At 46.9% G+C, this 14,602-nt stretch carries 12 protein-coding genes; 5 read left to right on the top strand and 7 right to left on the bottom strand.

All coding sequences use genetic code 11. From position 1 onward, the window contains the following. Positions 1 to 47: 47 nt before the first annotated feature. Both COP04_RS03615 and msrA read right to left on the bottom strand, forming a co-directional pair. On the bottom strand, positions 48 to 1,850 hold the full coding sequence (locus tag COP04_RS03615) for a sensor domain-containing protein (protein ID WP_239984750.1): 1,803 nt from the start codon (positions 1,848 to 1,850) through the stop codon (positions 48 to 50). 192 nt (positions 1,851 to 2,042) lie between these two features. Next, positions 2,043 to 2,999 carry a peptide-methionine (S)-S-oxide reductase MsrA gene (msrA, locus tag COP04_RS03610; protein WP_100486734.1) on the bottom strand — a complete coding sequence of 319 codons (957 nt, stop codon included), beginning with the start codon at positions 2,997 to 2,999 and terminating at the stop codon, positions 2,043 to 2,045. Positions 3,000 to 3,222: 223 nt separating this feature from the next. On the opposite strand from msrA, the gene pdxK reads away from it, so the two are divergent. Both pdxK and COP04_RS03600 read left to right on the top strand, forming a co-directional pair. After that, positions 3,223 to 4,059: a pyridoxine/pyridoxal/pyridoxamine kinase gene (gene pdxK / locus COP04_RS03605; protein ID WP_100486733.1), complete on the top strand. Its 837-nt coding sequence runs from the start codon at positions 3,223 to 3,225 to the stop codon at positions 4,057 to 4,059. Between the two features lie 79 nt (positions 4,060 to 4,138). Continuing rightward, positions 4,139 to 4,777: a fumarylacetoacetate hydrolase family protein gene (locus tag COP04_RS03600; RefSeq protein WP_100486732.1), complete on the top strand. Its 639-nt coding sequence runs from the start codon at positions 4,139 to 4,141 to the stop codon at positions 4,775 to 4,777. Positions 4,778 to 5,062: 285 nt separating this feature from the next. Here the strand turns inward: COP04_RS03600 and COP04_RS03595 are convergent, their stop codons facing one another. Then, the gene (locus tag COP04_RS03595) at positions 5,063 to 5,683 is read right to left on the bottom strand and encodes a TetR/AcrR family transcriptional regulator (protein WP_100486731.1); all 621 of its coding nucleotides are present in this window, start codon (positions 5,681 to 5,683) and stop codon (positions 5,063 to 5,065) included. 175 nt (positions 5,684 to 5,858) lie between these two features. Between COP04_RS03595 and COP04_RS03590 the strand changes: the two genes are divergently transcribed. The 3 genes from COP04_RS03590 to COP04_RS03580 all read left to right on the top strand — a co-directional run bounded on the left by COP04_RS03590 (position 5,859) and on the right by COP04_RS03580 (position 10,545). Beyond that, a complete protein-coding gene (locus COP04_RS03590) occupies positions 5,859 to 6,584 on the top strand; it encodes an ABC transporter ATP-binding protein (RefSeq protein ID WP_420852733.1) in 726 nt (241 codons plus the stop codon). Next, a complete protein-coding gene (locus COP04_RS03585) occupies positions 6,581 to 7,789 on the top strand; it encodes an ABC transporter permease (protein WP_100486729.1) in 1,209 nt (402 codons plus the stop codon). The genes COP04_RS03590 and COP04_RS03585 overlap by 4 nt, the downstream gene beginning before the upstream one ends. A gap of 599 nt (positions 7,790 to 8,388) precedes the next feature. After that, complete coding sequence (locus tag COP04_RS03580; protein WP_193437445.1) at positions 8,389 to 10,545, top strand: alpha-galactosidase; 2,157 nt, start codon at positions 8,389 to 8,391, stop codon at positions 10,543 to 10,545. A 241-nt stretch (positions 10,546 to 10,786) separates the two neighbouring features. Here COP04_RS03580 and COP04_RS03575 read toward each other — a convergent pair whose 3' ends face one another. From COP04_RS03575 to COP04_RS03560, 4 genes are all read right to left on the bottom strand, one after another. After that, a complete protein-coding gene (locus COP04_RS03575) occupies positions 10,787 to 12,481 on the bottom strand; it encodes a glycoside hydrolase family 13 protein (RefSeq protein ID WP_100486727.1) in 1,695 nt (564 codons plus the stop codon). Next, positions 12,471 to 12,884 carry a PTS sugar transporter subunit IIA gene (locus COP04_RS03570; protein ID WP_100486726.1) on the bottom strand — a complete coding sequence of 138 codons (414 nt, stop codon included), beginning with the start codon at positions 12,882 to 12,884 and terminating at the stop codon, positions 12,471 to 12,473. The genes COP04_RS03575 and COP04_RS03570 overlap by 11 nt, the downstream gene beginning before the upstream one ends. Positions 12,885 to 12,957: 73 nt before the next feature. Then, a complete protein-coding gene (locus COP04_RS03565; protein WP_100486725.1) occupies positions 12,958 to 13,797 on the bottom strand; it encodes a PTS system mannose/fructose/sorbose family transporter subunit IID in 840 nt (279 codons plus the stop codon). Further along, positions 13,790 to 14,590, bottom strand: coding sequence for a PTS mannose/fructose/sorbose/N-acetylgalactosamine transporter subunit IIC (locus tag COP04_RS03560; RefSeq protein ID WP_100486724.1), 801 nt, complete (start codon positions 14,588 to 14,590; stop codon positions 13,790 to 13,792). The genes COP04_RS03565 and COP04_RS03560 overlap by 8 nt, the downstream gene beginning before the upstream one ends. Positions 14,591 to 14,602: the final 12 nt, after the last annotated feature.

Here is a 14,602-nt window from a genome sequence, read left to right as displayed (position 1 = left end):
TGTTTTTGAGCAGACAAACTTTTTAAAAAATTTGTTTTTTTATACAGTTATACGCCGCTGAGTACCATCTGGTTAATTTGTTCATTAATAGCCGGCAACTGTCCCAGTAAGTTCGCGGCAGACATCGGGCGCCCGAACAGGTAACCTTGTGCCAGATCGCAGCGTACCGTTTTCAGAAAACGGATATGTTCATGGGTTTCCACGCCTTCGGCAACAACCTGAAGCTTCAGTTCATCGGCAAGTGCCACAATAGTGCGGATTAGCGCCATGTTGTGACGATTATCATAGTCTTTACGGATAAAAGACTGGTCAATCTTCAGCTGAGTCAGCGGGAGTTCCTTAAGATAGTTCATTGAGTTATATCCGGTCCCGAAGTCGTCGATACTGATGCCGATTCCGAGTTTTCGAATTTCGCTTAATTTCTTTGCCATCATGACCAGATCGGCATTCGCAGTCTCGGTAATTTCCAACTGCAGGTATTCTGCTGCAAGCCCGCTTTTCTGAAGAATCGACCGAACCATTTCAATCAAGTTATCTTGAAACAGCTGCTTGGGAGACAGATTCACTGATACTCGAAATGAACAGCCTCTCTCGTTCCATTGTTTGGTCTGCCTGCACGCTGTTTTCAGCGCCCATTCTCCGATTTCTTTAATCACGCCAATTTCTTCTGCCAGAGGAATAAACACCCCGGGCGAGATCACACCGCGCTGTGGATGTATCCAGCGCATCAGAGCTTCCGTCCCAACCAGCGTACCCGTACTCAAGTCCACTTGCGGCTGATAATACATCGTGATCTCCCCGCGGCTCAGCGCATGGCGCAAATCCATTTCAAGTTCGAGTTGGCTCTTGAGCCTCCGGCCAATGCTCGGGTTGAAGATCTGATATTTGCCTTTGCTGACTTTTTTGGCATAATGGATCGCCGCTTTCGTACACTCAATGATCTGATTCCCGTTATCTGCATCATCCGGGTAAAAGCTGGCACCCATTGTCACTGATTCATACCAGGGCATGCCATACAGCTGCAATGGTTCCGCAAATTCCCGGATGATCCGCTCAATATGCTGAACAACCTCCTCACGCGACACATCTCTCAGGAGAATGGCGTATTCGTCACCTTTATAACGATAAACACGGTCGCCTTCGCAGGCCCGCAGCCGTTTTGCAGCCGCAATCAGGAGCTGGTCTCCCGCTTCGCGCCCAATCGTATCATTCACCCGGTTTAGACTGTCCACATCGACAAATACCAAAGCGAAAGAGAGGGCCCCTCCATCCAGTATCTCATGAAGCATCTGGTTGCGCAGAGCAATGTTTCCAGGAAGCTGGGTCAGTGCATCAGCAGTCTGCTCTTCCCCATTGTCCGTTATAGCCGTATGACTGACCGGCTTAACACCGACGCTTACCGTTCCCGCGTATAAAATGCCGTCGCTCACAGGACTGCTTTTCAGCCTGTGTAACGCTACATCTAAAAGAATTTTTGAACCATCGCTTTTAACACCAATTAATTTGCCGGAAAAGTCTTTCTCTTGCCCTTCCCCGATCTGTCTCAGCGTATCCGCTGTTTTTTCAGAATTTTGAATTGAAGCAATATCCTGCCATTTCATTTTTCTGAACAGGCTGGGCGTGTATCCCATCAAAGTACATAAACTGGAATTCACGTATATAAATCTATCATTTTTTAGTATAAATGCTCCTTCAGACAATTCATCTGCCAGCTGTCGGATCATCTCCTGCCTGTCTTCTTTGGAGCGCCAGGCTCTGATATAAAGAAAAATCCACAGCGATACAATGCAAAGAATTGCTGCCGCAGCTGCCGCAATTATCGGGAGTGTCTCAGGAGTCAGAAACATCATTGTGCACCATCTCTCTGCAGCAAAAAATAATAAAAATTATATGTCCATAGTTCATTATATTTATCGGTTTGTTCCTCAATTTTTTTTACCATTTATAATAAATTTATAAAAATTACAAATAAATTCCCGGGGAACTACAGCCCTGCAGATACCGATAAAAAAAACCGCGCTCATGCGGGGCACCTTGAATCTTCAAATAAAAAGACCTTTGTATTCACCATACCCCTCCGTTTCGAGATTTTTTTCCGGGATGAAGCGAAGTGCAGCCGAATTAATGCAGTAGCGCAGACCATCGGGATCCGGACCGTCTTCAAAAACATGGCCCAGGTGAGAGTCGCCGAATTGGCTGTGTACTTCTGTCCGGACCATTCCATGGCTGCCGTCTGCTGCAGCTGTCAGACGTCCTTCACTTAGAGGCCGGGTAAAACTCGGCCAACCGCAGCCTGCGTCATACTGGTCATTGGTCGAAAACAGAGGTTCTCCGGAAACGATGTCCACGTAGATGCCTTTTTCCCGGTTATTCCAGTATGCATTTTCAAACGGGGACTCTGTGCCTTTTTCCTGAGTAACGTGATATTGGAGAGGAGTCAGTTTCCGGCGCAGTTCGTTTTCATCCTTCTTCACCTGCCAGTGCTTACGGATATAATCATCCCGCCCGGATCCTTGACGATACAGACGGTAATGGAGCGGATTTTTTCGATAATAATCCTGATGATCCTTTTCCGCAGGATAAAAGGTTCCCGCAGGCACAATTTCCGTCACGACAGGTTTGTTAAATCGACCGCTGCTTTCAAGTGCCTCTTTGGATTCCTGCGCCTGCTTTCTTTGCTGCTCCCCGTGATAGAAAATGGCTGTCCGGTATGAGGAACCGCGATCATGAAACTGCCCGCCCGAGTCGGTCGGATCAATCTGCTGCCAATAGAGACCAAGCAGTTTCTGATAGGAAAAGATCTCCGGATCAAAAGTGATTTCCACGGCTTCCACATGTCCGGTCTTTCCGGAACAAACCTGCTCATAAGTCGGATTTACAGTAGTTCCGCCTGTATAACCGGACACCACACCGAGAATGCCCGGCTCTTCATCAAAAGGATGCACCATACACCAGAAACAGCCGCCGGCAAATGTCGCTTTTTCCGTCTTATGTGTCATGTCAATCCCTCCCTATTTCCAAGTTACTCTATTGTGCCTAAAAAAAGCGAGCATCATGCTCTGAATAGCTTTTTTACAGTATTCTCACTATAATGAGTGAAAAGAAAGTTATTTATTTTAGAGGGCGTTCGAAAAGTCGCCGAATGATCAGCGGTGATTCTCTCCGTTGGCGTTTCTCATGCGTCACTTTTTCTCGAACAGGCTCTATTATGGAGGCATTTATATGACCGGACATTATAAAGCAATGACTATTGCTGGATCCGACGCGAGTGGCGGCGCGGGTATGCAGGCAGATCTGAAAACATTTCAGGAACTCGGTGTGTATGGAATGACTGCACTGACCTGCATCGTCACCATGGACCCATTCCACAACTGGTCCCACTCGGTTACAATGCTTGATCCGGACCTTCTGAGGAAACAGCTGGATACGATCGTGGCCGGGATCGGCATCGATGCCATGAAAACAGGCATGCTCGGATCTCCCGAAATTATCCGCATCGCGGCGGAAACCATTGAGAAAAATAACCTGAAAGCTGCGGTCATTGATCCGGTCATGGTCTGCAAGGGGGCGGAGGAAGAACTGCAGCCGGAATTGCAGCCGGAAAATACGGCGGCAATCCGCGAACTGCTGCTTCCCAAGGCGCTCGTGACCACACCGAATCTATACGAAGCAGCAAAGCTTGCCGGAACGTCCAGGATCACAACTATTGATCAAATGAAAGAAGCAGCCGTAAAAATTGTGGCGCTTGGCGCGAAGCACGCGCTCATTAAGGGTGGCAGCCGCCTTCCTGACACCGACAAAGCGATTGATGTCCTGTATGATGGGAAAAATTTTGAAATCATCGCCAGTGAAAAAGTTAATACACCAAATATCCATGGCGCCGGTTGTACGTATGCAGCAGCCGTCACAGCCGGCCTTGCCAAGGGTAAATCGGTCCTCGAAGCAGTCAAAGTGGCCAAGGCTTTCGTGACCGCCGGAATCCGCGAATCATTCTCACTGAATGAGTATACCGGCCCAACCGATCATAGTGCTTATAAGAGACAGCTGATCCATGGATAAGCAACCGAAATAAACTCTTTAATCCCCGAGCGAAAAAGTTACCCGGGGTTCTTTAATTTCAGAGAGGACGTGCTTTGCTTTGACAGAAATCCGGAATATTTTTTGCGTCGGAAGGAATTACGCGCTTCATGCAAAGGAACTGAATAACGTTGTCCCGGAATCGCCGATGTTTTTTTTCAAACCAACTCATGCCGTTGCTCCGGCAGACGGACGTACGGTTGTCCTTCCAGGTGATCAGGGGGCTGTGCACTACGAAACAGAATGGGTGATTCACATTGGCCGCAGATACGCGCGTGGCCTCAGTGCCGACGAGCTGATTGACGGGATGGCGCTCGGCGTTGATTTTACGCTGCGCGATGTACAGAGTGTGCTAAAGGAAAAAGGGTACCCGTGGCTTGCCGCCAAGGGTTTCCTGAATTCGGCTGTGCTGACACCGTTTACCGGTTTTCAGGGAATTAAAACTTGCAACCAAACTAATTTTTCACTGGAAATTAACGGGGTCCAAGTCCAGAACGGCAACATTGACCAGATGATTTTCGATACGCAGGCGCTGTTAGACTTCTGCGGTACGCATTACGGCCTGGATAAAGGCGACATTTTATTCACGGGAACCCCCGCTGGTGTCGGAAGTGTATCTGAAGGCGATGCATTCACGCTGAAGTGGGGATCAGAAATCATGGGATCGTTTACTGCATCGCTCACGGCTCGGGAAAATTGAGCTAAAGATAGGAATTAGCAAATAGCAAATTATTTCAGCCTAATCCGTGAAAAAGCTCAACCAAAAATCAAAATTTCAACCTAACCGCGGGAAAAATCATCCGAAGCGGGTGATTCTTCAATTGTCCAATGATGCGACTTGAATCGAAACGGAAAAAATATCCGCTCGAATTTCTAATGTTAGACTGATGTATCTTTCTCGAACCGAATCCGGTTAAAATCGGACCGAGTTACGAGAAAGTCGAACCGAAATCACAGAGTTATACAAAAAAAGGGTATACTTCATTCACTTTTTATTTTCTACATTAAACCCCAGGGTTTGGATCGGACCTTTGGCCATCACCTGAAAAACTTTGCGTGCCATATCTTTTTCCGAGATGCGCATGTTGTTCTGAAACCACCAGCCAACCAGACCGAGCATACCCGATGTGATGAAGATCGGCAGAATTTCCATGGTGATCGGATCGGCACCGACAGCTACCGGCGTCATATTACCAATTTCTATGTAGAACCTTCTCAAAAAACGCTGCTGCATCCGTCTGCGAAAATTCGGAATTCCTTCATTAAACAGCATCGCCCGGAAGAATCGTTCATTTTTCCTGAAATGTTCAAATATAGTCAGGACAAGGCCGATAAGTCTGCTGGGGACTAATTTCCCGTCTTCAAAACAACTTTGAGGTTGAAAGCGATCAACTGTCGCCGACAGACCTTCTTCCATAACCTTATCCAGCAAATCGAACTTGTCTACATAGTGCAGATAAAAGGTGCCGCGACCGATATTTGCGGCTTTGGCGATATCTTTAACCGTAATTTCATTAAAATTTTTCCGGAGCAGCAAATCTAGAAAATGGGACTGGATGGCAGCCCGGGTCTTCACCACACGAAGATCCATCGTATTGGAATTCATATAAATACCCTCCCCCTGATCCAAAAAAGGGATCAGGCTGAAATAATAAATGACAGAATCAGCATAAATGTCTATAAATGATCACTTTGTGCATGATTGGATATTGCACATTTATTATGATCATTCTATCATAATTGATGAACACAGTGTCCAATAACTATCCTTTAAGGATGTGATGACCGTGACCTACCCAATCAAAGGGGAACACCTTTACAAACATTTTAAAAAGCAGGTTGTGCTTGACGACGTGTCTCTGACACTGGGTGAAGGGGAAATCTACGGATTAATCGGGCCGTCCGGCGCCGGAAAAACCACTTTAGTTAAAATACTGCTTGGACTTGAAAAAGCGGACGGCGGAACCGTTGAACTGTTCGAACAGACTCCGACGCTGAACGCCTTCCGCTCGCTCGGCTATATGGCCCAGTCCGACGCGCTCTACAATGAGCTGAGCGCCTATCAGAACCTGGAGTTTTTCGCATCAATCCAGGGCCTTCGCGGCAGAGCCAAGAAACAGCGCATTCTGGAGGTTGCAAAAAACGTCGGGCTGGATAAAGATCTGAAAAAAGGAGTCGCTCAGTTTTCCGGCGGCATGAAGCGGCGTTTGTCGCTGGCCACGGCGCTCGTCCACGAACCGCGGCTTTATCTGCTTGACGAACCGACTGTCGGGCTCGATCCTTTGATCCGCCGCGACATCTGGACACTTTTCCATTTTCTAAGAAGCAAGGGCGCCACCATTATTGTCACCACCCATGTGATGGATGAAGTGGCCCAGTGCGACCGGGTCGGGCTGCTGAGCGACGGGCACCTGATTGCCGAAGGTGCGCCGAAAGATCTGACTGAGCAGTACGGTGTAGAAACCGTAGAAGACGTTTTTCTGGTGAAGGAGAGTGGGAAGCGATGAGCAATTTATTTGCCATGGCCCGGCGGATCATCCGCCAGATTTTGCGGGACAAACGAACGCTTGCACTACTGATCGTGGCACCACTTCTGATTTTGACACTCGTTTGGTATATTTTTGGAGCCAAAACTTCCGAACCGCACCTCGCAGTCATTAATTATGAGAACTCCGACCTGCTGCCGGCGTTCAAAGCGGCGGACTATCAGCGGATGAGCCCTCTCGAAGCGCATCAGGCGCTGTCCGATAAAACACTTGATGCTTATGTCGATCTGAAAAATCCGGTCAAAGTGCATCTTGAGGGCAGCGATCCGTCCCGCAACGGACTCGCAATGAACAAAATCCAGAAATCAATGCAAAAAGTACAACAAATCAGTATAGCAAAAGTCCAGACTCAGCTAAAAAATGTAATTCAGAACCAGCAGAGTGCTATTCAGTCGCAGCAGAAAACCATGAAACAGATGATGATCGCGATACAGCGCTATGCGCCTTCTGCATTGGCAACCATACAACAGCAGGTGCCTAAACACGGGCAACCCACAAAAATGCAGGCACCGGAAAAAGTGTCACTTGATGTCTCCTATTTGCACGGTAACAGCAACCTGAACACCTTCGATGCATTCGGACCGGCAATGGTCGGTATCTTTGTCTTCTTGTTTATTTTCATGATCGGCGGGGTATCCTTCCTGCGTGAGCGAACAACCGGCACACTCGACCGCCTGATGGCTTCGCCGATAAAAAACTATCAGATCATCTGGGGCTACATGATCGGCTTTGGTCTGTTCGTCATTGTCCAATCGTTCATCCTGACCTGTTATCTCGTCTATGTTCTTAAAATCTATGACATCGGCAGTCTGGTGGATGTGCTGATTATCGTCTTTATTCTTTCCTTCAGCGCGCTCTCGCTCAGCATCCTGCTTTCAACAGCCGCGAAGAACGAGCTGCAGATGTTCCAGTTCATTCCGCTCGTCATTGTCCCGCAAGTGTTCCTGTCCGGGCTGTTCCCGATCGACACGCTGCCGCGCTGGGTACAGGTGATCGGCAACCTGATGCCGATTCATTATTCGACAGAAGCGCTGCGAAACATTATGATCCGCGGCACCGGCTTTGCCGGCTGGTGGCTGGACGGACTGGCTCTGATCGCTTTTTCACTTGTCTTTATTGTGATCAACATCTTCGCTATTCGTGCGTCACGGCCGGTTGCTTCATGACGATCGATCGTATATAACCGTTTTAATTGAGTAAAAAATCCGCCAGAATCTGGTGGATTTTTTTGTACTATGAAGAAAACATAAAATTTTAGCGAATTATAAGTAACTGAACGGACATCGTATTTTCGACTAAGAACGTGCACGTCCTGTACACAACGTCGAAGTCACCGCATCCTGTGAAATACGTCCATCCTGTGGCATATTCGGTATTAAGCGCTTTCCATGGCCGTCGCAACTAAATCTCAGCGCGCGCCAGAAGCTTGGCTTTGCCAAGTTTTCTTTATAAAAACGCCTATCCCCGGCGGCCGCAACCTCCTTCCTGGATAACGTGTCACAATCTGATTGAGTGGCCGATTTATTTCCAAACATTTTTTTGAACAAAGACACGAGAATTCACCTCTCCTAAAAAACCGACTAAGAAATATTTTCCTACTATTTAACATAGTAATATCCAATAATCCAATCAAGAAATAAATATCCTGAATGCGTTCCCCGAGATTTACACAAGTAAAAGAGTTAAAAACAATAGCTGACGATCTCAGTCGAAGCTATTTTCAACTTGGAGGCTAAAATCGTTGATTCAATTTGAATCGGAGTCGATGCAGTTTCATCTGCAAACCAAGGATAGCAGTTATGTGATGCAAGTGTTGCGCGGCTATCTGCTTCATCTTTACTGGGGGAAGAAAATTGGAACATATCGGGGAAGCAGTCCCGTTGTTTTGGCGCCAAGATCTTTCGCGCCTTATGCCGACCCGGCGCAACCCGGGTTTACGCTGAGTACGCTTCCGCTTGAGTACCCGGCCTATGGAAACGGCGACTACCGGCATCCTGCATATCAGGTACAGCTAAAAGACGGATCGACAGTCACGGACCTGCGCTATGCAGGGCACAACATTTATCACGGGAAGAAAAAGCTGGCAGGGCTCCCTGCAACTTATGTTGAGAATAATCAGGAGGCACAGTCACTGGATATTCTTCTTCAGGATCGCATATCCGGGCTTTCCGTCGTGCTGACTTATTCTGTTTTTCGGGATTTTGATGCAATCACTCGTTCCGTCCGATTTGAAAATGATGGTGCGGCATCGTTCCGTTTACAACGCGCCTTGAGCGCCAGCCTCGATTTTCGCGACGATGGCTTGGACAGCCTGACTTTTTATGGATCTCACAATAATGAACGGAACATTAACCGCCATCCCCTGTCCGAGGAAATGCTGGTCATCGACAGTGCGCGCGGTGCCAGCAGTCCGCAGCATGACCCTTTTTTCGCCCTTCTTCGCCAAAACACCGATGAAGATCATGGAGAAGCATTCGGCTGCAGCCTGGTTTACAGCGGAAATTTTGCTATACAGATCGAAGTTGACCAATATCGGACGGTGCGCGCATCGATCGGTATCAACCCGTTCGATTTTTCCTGGCGGATGAAATCCGGTGAATCATTCCAGGCACCTGAGGTCGTGCTTGTTTATTCCGACCATGGGCTTGGCGGCCTGTCACTGACTTACCATAGGCTTTACCGATCGCGGCTTGCCCGCGGGAAATACCGCGATCGGCTTCGACCGATTTTGATCAACAACTGGGAAGCTACTTATTTTAAACTGAATGAGAAAAAATTGCTTGCCATCGCCAAGGAAGCTCAAAAGGCCGGAATTGAACTTTTTGTTCTGGATGATGGTTGGTTCGGCCACCGTGACAACGACCGGAGCTCACTCGGCGACTGGATAGTCAACCGGCAGAAACTGCCACACGGGCTTGGCTGGCTCTCGACGCGCATTCACGAAATGGGACTTAAATTCGGGCTGTGGTTCGAACCGGAAATGGTCTCACCGGACAGCAACCTGTACCGGGCGCATTCCGACTGGTGTTTGCATGTGCCCGGCCGGCCTACATCGCTAAGCCGTTTTCAGCTCGTCCTTGACCTGTCGCGGGCAGATGTACGCGATTATCTTGTACAATCAGTTTCTGCAGTACTCACCGATACCGATATCAACTACGTCAAGTGGGATATGAATCGGCATATGACGGAGATCGGATCCGCTCTTCTTCCTGACGAATGCCAACGGGAAACCGCACATCGTTACATGCTTGGACTATACGAAATTCTTGAAAAGTTGACCGCGCAGTTTCCGGATATTTTATTCGAAAGCTGTTCCAGCGGCGGCGGCCGGTTCGATCCAGGCATGCTTTATTACATGCCGCAGACGTGGGCAAGCGACAACACCGATGCCGTTTCCAGACTTAAGATCCAATATGGCACAAGCATCGTCTACCCACCGGCCGCGATCGGCGCACATGTCTCGACCGTGCCGAATCACCAGGTTGGGCGGATTACGTCACTTACGACACGCGGGCACGTCGCCATGTCCGGCAATTTTGGCTATGAACTGGACCCGACCAGGCTTAATAAAGGGGATAAAAAAATGATCGAAAGACAAGTCTCTTTCTACAAAGAAATTCGTCCGCTGATCCAGTTCGGTGATTTTTATCGGATTAGCAGCCCGTTTGAAGGTCAAGATGCCTCCTGGTGCTTTGTCGCTCCGGATCAGTCGGAAGCGGCCGGTTTTTTCTTCAGAATCTTAGCCGATTCATCGCCCCTGCTCCGGACTCTGAAGTTCAAAGGTCTGGATCCTGACACCCTGTACGAAAATGTCGCGACTGGTGAAGTTTTCGGTGGCGATGAACTGATGAACGCCGGTGTCAATGTCCCCGATGAAAAAGGAGACTTTAAAAGTTACGTCTGGCGATTCAGGAGAAAATGAAAGTCCAAGTTTGCGAGTTGACGAACTTGGACGCTCATTTTCATTATTTGAATGGTGCGGGGGGCTGATTTTAGTGCTGTTTTGTTAAGTACCAGAAATATGCCAAGATAGCACAGATCATGAAATTTAGCTGTCAGATTCCGGAGTTTACCAGCCGGTCGCATGGCTTTATCGATCACGTGTCCTCTATATTTATCAGCTATGCCCGCATGTGCTGATAAGGCACCTTGAAACGGATCAATTACTTCAACAAATAAACTCTCGCCTCATAGGGTTTAAGCGATACTTCACGGATATCATCATTGTCTCTTTCATCATAATTGCCGATGAGCAGCTGAGCTTTTTTCTCTGATAAATTGCCTGGAAATTGAAATTTGGTGCTTTGGTCAGAGAAGCTGCAAATCACCAGTAATATTTCTCCGTCGCCTTTTCTGATATAAGAAAAAATGTCAGGGTCATCATCGCAAATCAGCTGATACTCCCCGTTAACAATGACATCGTACTCCTTCCGCAGTGCAATCAGTTTTTTGTAATAGTAAAAAACAGAATCCTTGTCGTTCAGTGCTTCACGCACATTGATTTCTTTATAATTCGGGTTGACTTTCAGCCACGGCGATCCATCCGAAAAGCCGGCATGCACTGAATCATCCCACTGCATCGGTGTTCTAGCATTATCCCTGGACTTGGCATGGATCGCACGTCTAATAAATTCAGGATCCAGATGCAAGCCGTTAAATTCTCTATAGGTATTGTGCGTTTCAATGTCATTGTAATCGTTGATCGAATTGAAATGAACATTGGTCATTCCCAGCTCTTCGCCTTCAAAAATGTAGGGCGTGCCCTTCATCATGTGAAGGAGGGTTCCCAGCATTTTTGCCGATTCCTTTCGGTATTTTGTATCATTGCCAAAGCGGGAAACGGGTCTTGCCTGATCATGATTACTCCAATAGAGACTGTTCCAGCCCTTGTCAGCCATTTTATATTGCCAATGTGTCAATACCTCTCTCAAGTCAGCCATTTTCGCCTTTTTGTCAGTAAATTTGCCGTAAGGCCCATAATCAAGATGCATGTGGTCAAAATGGAACACCATATCCAGTTCTTCGCTGTCAGCATTACAATATATTAAGGCTTCATCCGCATTCGTATGCGGTGCTTCGCCGACAGTCATCACATTGTATTTGGAGAGCACTTTCTGATTCATTTCATGTAAAAATTCATGGACTCTCGGCCCATTTGCGGCACCATCGTAATAACTGCCGTATTTTTTATGATTGATGACCTGACCATCCGGATAATCCGGTTTTTTGGAAATTAAGCTAATGACATCCATACGAAAGCCGTCAATGCCTTTATCCAGCCAGAAGCGCATAATATCATAGACTTCTTCCCGGACTTTAGAATTCTCCCAGTTCAGATCCGGCTGCTGCTTGGCGAACAGATGCAAATAATATTTGCCAACGTCCTCGTTATATTCCCATGTTGAGCCACCGAAGCTGGAGCCCCAGTTGGTAGGCACCCCGCCATCCTTCGCGTTCTTCCAGATATAGTAGTCTCTGTACTGATTCGGCGTTTTTTCCCTGCTTTTTTTAAACCAGGGGTGCTCGCTAGACGTATGATTGACGACCAGATCCATAATTATTTTGAGATCCAGCTTATGTGCTTTTGACAATAACTGATTAAAATCTTCCATCGTTCCAAAGTCTTGATGAATCGCCTTGTAATCGGAAATGTCGTAGCCATTATCGACATACGGTGATTTATAGATCGGATTGAGCCAGATCACATCGACCCCCAGTTCTTTGAAATAGGGAAGCTTTTCTGTGATGCCCGGGATATCGCCGATACCGTCGCCGTTTGAGTCGTTGAAGCTCTTAGGATACACCTGATAAACTACGCTTTTTTTCCACCAGTCTTTTTCTTTGTCGTCACTCATCATCGTCACTCACTTCCGCTTTAATGTCATTCACATAAACAAGCTGATCTCTGGCCTCAGTAATAAGCTGACGAACACGGTCTTCAGTCAAATAGTCGTTCTCCGGTGATAGTACGATTGCAAGAATAATCGGCAGATTCATGCCGGAAATAATGTGCGTATGGGGCCTCTCCTGATAAGGGAAGAACTTCTGATTGACACTGCCTGCTAACATATCGGTAAAAATGATCAGTTCATCCTCAGCCGGTACCTTCTTAATGATTTCAGCGATTTCATCTTCAATTGGTTTGTTATTGACATAGGCACTCAGCGCGATGCAGTTTTTTTTCGGCCCGGAAATAAATTCAAGCGTTTTTTTCATGCCATCAGCTAATTTATTGTGCGATGCGATAATGATTTTTCTCATGTTTTTTTACTCCTTACTTATATGAAAATGGATCATCACGGGAACTTTCTCCCGACGATCCATTTTAGATTTTTTATTTCAGAATGCCAAAGAACGCGCCTATCATTGAGATAGCAATTAAGAATAGAATGATCCGGTTCATCGTCCATCTCTTGCTTCCGATTAACTTGTAAACTAGCCAGGTCAGAAGTACTGAAAGCAAGCTCGGCATAATTTTATCCAAAATGCCTGACTGCAAAGCCATGCTAACGGCACCAAAACGGAAAGAAATCGGCGACTGTATTCTGACGACGCTTGCAATTAATGCACCTACCACAGTTAAGCCCATAATTGAAGCGGATTCTGTAAAAATTGAAATTCGATCGCCTAAAGATGTGATAAGTTTTGTTCCTGAAAAATAGCCCACATCAGTTAATTTAATTTTCACAAAGAAGAAGGCAAGATTGCATAAGAACCAGATCATTGCGCCCAGCGGGTTACCTTTAACAGCCATATACCCTGAAATAGACCCCATAATCGTTGGCCACAGTACCCAGATTAAGGTATCGCCAATACCTGCTAAAGGTCCCATTAAGCTAGTTTTTAACGACTGGACAGCCCCGATTGATTTTGTCCCCTCTTTCTCCTCCATCGCCGTCGTTGCGCCCATAACGACATTAGCCATTGCTGTTGTCGTATTAAAATATTTTAAATGATTAGCAATTGCTTTTTCATAGTCGTCATCATTGGGATAAATTTTTCTTAATGCCGGCGCCAGCGCCCACGTCAGGCCCGGTGCTTCCTGCGTTTCATAGTTAAAGGCGTTGCATGCCATGAAAGCCCACCTGACTGCTGCCCGATGCAAATCGTGTTTCGAAAGCACTTTATTATCTTCATTCGTTTGTACTGCATCCTGTTTCAGTTCATCACTCATCGTAATCGTCCCCCTGACTATTTGCCATTAGTGGGCTATTGGTCACATTGGTTTTCTTTTCTTCTGCGCGCTTCATAGCAGCGTTGAAGTAGTAATAGGCACATGCAAAGCCAATCAGAGCAATACCGAGAATAGGTAGATTCAGGTAAGCGGTAAATACAAATCCAATAATGAGAAAAGTTGCAAATTTTTTAGTCGGCATGTAATGCAGCAGCATACCAACACCAACGACCGGTAATAAACCGCCGGCAATGGTTAAACCATTCGTAAACCATTTTGGCAGCCATGTTAAAATGGCCTGAACAGCCGACGGCCCGAAGAAAACTAACAGAGCAGTCGGTATAGCGCCCTCAAGTCCAAATAGGGCCACTCCATACCATGGCTGCCGCCGCATGGCCCGCCATTTGTGTTCGGCATTCAATTTTGCCATGCGATGAGCAATAAAGTTATTGATAATCTTCACGAGGACATCCAATTGAATGGCGAGCATTCCGACAGGCAGTCCCACAGCAATTCCGGTCTTGATCCCAGTCCCTGTGCGGATGGCCAGATAAGCTCCGATAATTGTAGCCAGTCCGTAATTGGGCATTGATGAACCGCCCAGGTTGGCCACACCTAACTGCATCAATTGGAATGTCCCTGCGATGATCATCGCAGTCGTAACATCGCCCATGATCAGTCCGGTAATAAACCCTACGATAACAGGAAAATATGAAACAATGACTAAACCGTTCTGATCGATAATCATCCACGCGACTAAAAGTATAATCAAAATGCTTTGAATCGTGCCCATAATCTTTACGCC

The organism is Sporolactobacillus pectinivorans, assembly GCF_002802965.1.
Classification (GTDB): Bacteria; Bacillota; Bacilli; order Bacillales; family Sporolactobacillaceae; genus Sporolactobacillus; species Sporolactobacillus pectinivorans.
This window is presented reverse-complemented; position numbering and strand designations above follow the sequence as displayed.